Origin of the sequence: Actibacterium sp. (assembly GCF_041584535.1) — a bacterium.
GTDB lineage: Bacteria > Pseudomonadota > Alphaproteobacteria > Rhodobacterales > Rhodobacteraceae > Actibacterium_D.
This window is the reverse complement of the sequence record NZ_JBFHDW010000299.1, coordinates 1-3,071: the sequence shown is the minus strand read 5'-3', so window position 1 is coordinate 3,071 and position 3,071 is coordinate 1. Positions and strand designations below refer to the sequence as shown.

Annotated in this window: 2 protein-coding genes and 2 pseudogenes; 3 read left to right on the top strand and 1 reads right to left on the bottom strand. The window is 64.7% G+C overall.

All coding sequences use genetic code 11. The annotated features are described in order from the left end of the window. From ABYW26_RS12620 to pgi, 3 genes and pseudogenes are all read left to right on the top strand, one after another. Positions 1-281 (top strand): annotated as a pseudogene (locus ABYW26_RS12620) (glucose-6-phosphate dehydrogenase); the annotation flags it as partial. Continuing rightward, positions 278-958, top strand: coding sequence for a 6-phosphogluconolactonase (gene pgl, locus ABYW26_RS12615; RefSeq protein ID WP_372605258.1), 681 nt, complete (start codon positions 278-280; stop codon positions 956-958). The pseudogene ABYW26_RS12620 and the gene pgl, both read left to right, overlap by 4 nt. Next, a complete protein-coding gene (pgi, locus tag ABYW26_RS12610) occupies positions 958-2,589 on the top strand; it encodes a glucose-6-phosphate isomerase (RefSeq protein ID WP_372605257.1) in 1,632 nt (543 codons plus the stop codon). Before pgl ends, pgi begins: the two co-directional genes overlap by 1 nt. A gap of 71 nt (positions 2,590-2,660) precedes the next feature. On the opposite strand, the pseudogene ABYW26_RS12605 reads toward pgi, so the two are convergent. Beyond that, positions 2,661-3,071, bottom strand: a pseudogene (locus ABYW26_RS12605) (polyamine ABC transporter substrate-binding protein); the annotation flags it as partial.

The window sequence follows — 3,071 nt, the reverse complement described above, 5'->3', positions numbered from 1 at the left end:
TGCCGTTGGACATGTCGTTTAAAGAGGCGCTTGGCCCCGATGCCGGCGACATTCCCGACGCTTACGAGCGGCTGATCATGGATGTGATCCGTGGCAATCAGACCCTGTTCATGCGCGGTGACGAGGTCGAGGCCGCATGGGCCTGGATCGACCCGATCATCTCCGATTGGGAAGGCCGCCGCGACCGGCCGAAACTGTATCAGCCCGGCGGTTCGGGTCCGGATGACGCGCTGATGCTGATGCACCGCGACGGCCGCCGCTGGCGCGAGGTCAAGACATGAACCTCAACCTGATCGAATATCCCGACCGCGAGGCGCTGGCGATGGATCTGGCCGATCTGCTGGCGTCCGAGCTGAGTTCAGCTTTGCGGCTGGCCGACCGGGTCAGCATGGCCGTGCCCGGCGGCACCACGCCAGGGCCGATTTTCGAGGGTCTGTCCGGTGTGAATCTGGACTGGGACCGGGTCGATATCCTGTTGACCGATGAGCGCTGGGTGCCGGAAAGCTCGGACCGCTCGAACACCGCGCTGCTGCGCCGCAGCCTGCTGACCGGGCAGGCCGCTGCCGCCAATCTGGTGCCGATGTATCTGGAGCGCCAAACCCCCGAACAGGCGCTGGCCGAACTGACCTCCGGCATCGAGGCGGTGTTGCCGCTGTCGGTGCTGTTGCTGGGGATGGGGGCGGATATGCACACGGCCTCGTTGTTTCCGGGGGCCGACCTGTTGCACGACGCGTTGCAGGATCATGCGCCCGTGGTGATGCCGATGCGCGCCGGTGGCGCGTCCGAGCCGCGCGTCACCCTGACCGCGCCGGTGCTGAAAGGCGCGATGTCGACCCATATCGTCATCACCGGTTCGGAAAAGCGCGCGGCGCTGGACCGGGCGCGGTCTTTGGACAATCCGCTTCAGGCACCGATTTGCGCGGTGCTGAAAGGCGCAACAATCCACTGGGCTGATTGATGACGAACCTTTGGGACAAGCTGAAAACGCAGGCTGATGCGGTCAGGGACCGACGGATCGCCGATATGTTCACCGGTGGCCGGGCGGCACGGTTCTCGACCCGGCTGGGCGGGATGCTGTTCGATTATTCCAAGACGAATATCGACGCGCAAACCCTTGATAGTTTGCTGGAATTGGCAACTGAAGCCGGGGTCGAAACCCGCCGTGACGCGATGTTCGCGGGCGAAAAGATCAACCAGACCGAAGGCCGTGCCGTGCTGCATACGGCATTGCGGCGCAGCGCAGGCGCGGTTTTCGTCGATGGTCAGGATGTCATGCCCGAGGTCTGGCATACGCTGGAGCGGATGCAGGGCTTTGCCGACGCCGTGCGCAGTGGCGCCTATCGCGGCGCGGGCGGGGCCTTCACCGATGTGGTGAATATCGGCATTGGTGGCTCGGATCTGGGGCCGGTGATGGCCAGCCGGGCGCTGGCCTCGTATAGCGACGGGCCGCGGCTGCATTTCGTGGCCAATGTCGATGGCGCCGATATTTCGCAGGTGATGCGCGGGCTGGATCTAAGCCGGACGCTGATCATCGTTGCCTCCAAGACCTTTACCACGATCGAGACCATGACCAATGCCGCCACCGCCCGCGCGATGATGGCAAAGGTCGTGCCCGATCCGGCGGCGCAATTTGTCGCCGTGTCCTGCGCGCCCGAGGCCGCTGCCCGCCATGGCATTCCGGCCGAGCGGGTGTTCGGCTTTGCCGATTGGGTCGGCGGGCGCTATTCGATGTGGGGGCCGGTGGGGCTGAGCCTGATGCTGGGCATCGGCCCGGCGCGGTTCCGGCAGATGCTGGCCGGGGCCGAAGAGATGGACCAGCATTTCACCAGCGCGCCCTTGGCGCAGAACATGCCGGTGCTGCTGGCGCTGGTCGGGATCTGGCATCACCAGATCTGCGGTTATCCCACTCGCGCCGTGCTGCCCTATGACCAACAGCTGGAACGCCTGCCTGCCTATCTGCAACAGCTTGAGATGGAAAGTAACGGCAAGCGCGTGGCGATGAATGGCAGCCTGCTGGAGCGGCCCTCGGGGCCGGTGGTCTGGGGCGAGCCGGGCACCAATGGCCAGCACGCGTTCTATCAGTTGATCCATCAGGGCACGACGCCGGTGCCCTGCGAATTCCTGCTGGCCGCCGAAGGCAATGAATTGGGCCGGTCGCGGCATCACCTGCTGCTGGTCGCCAATTGTCTGGCGCAATCCAAGGCGCTGATGCTGGGTCGGACCCTTGAAAAGGCGCGGGCGATGATGGCCGAAGCCGGGTTCGCGGGCGAGGAACTGGAACGTCAGGCCCGCCACCGGGTGTTTCCCGGCAACCGGCCTTCGACCACGCTGATCTATCCGCGGCTGGACCCGGCGATGCTGGGCCGGATCGTGGCGCTGTATGAACACCGGGTGTTTGTCGAAGGGGTGATTCTGGGCCTGAACTCGTTCGATCAATGGGGGGTCGAACTGGGCAAGGAACTGGCGCGCTCGCTTGAGCCGCTGCTGACCGGCGCGCCGGATGCGATCATGGACGGATCGACCCGGTCGCTGGTGGATTTCGTGCAAAGCCATTACGGCGACGATCTGGACCAGTTCGGCAAAGGCTGATCGCGCGTCCGCAACGAAAAACGCCGCCCCGGTAAAAGGGCGGCGTTTCACATCGTCAGGTCAGGCGGGGCTTAGAAGCCGGCCTTGATCTTTTCGAACTCTTCCGACTGTTTTTCACGCAGCTGGCCGCTCATCGGCAGCTGGGCCAGAATCGGCGCGTCGATCGGGCCAAGGCCCACGGCGGTCAGGGCGTCGGCACCAAAGGCCGCCATCGCCTTGGCGTTGGCCTGACCGTAACCGGCATCCAGCAGCGCCTGAGTTGACGAGGGGTCAAGGAACGCGTTCAGGAAGTCATAGGCCTTGTCTTCGACGCCTTCGCCATCCTTCAGGTTCACATAGCCACACAGCCACAGCGACGAGCCTTCCTTGGCCTCACGCTGGAACCCGATCGGGAAACCTTCGTCGGCCATGGTCGGCAGGGTTTCGTTCCAGGCCCAACCGGCCAGAACCTCGCCCGTGGCCAGAAGCTGAGCCAGCTCGGC

What these genes read in the sequence shown, in the direction of transcription:
- pgi (WP_372605257.1), top strand. Translation starts at nt 958, where the DNA reads ATGACGAACCTTTGGGACAAGCTGAAAACGCAGGCTGATGCGGTCAGG.
- pgl (WP_372605258.1), top strand. Translation starts at nt 278, where the DNA reads ATGAACCTCAACCTGATCGAATATCCCGACCGCGAGGCGCTGGCGATG.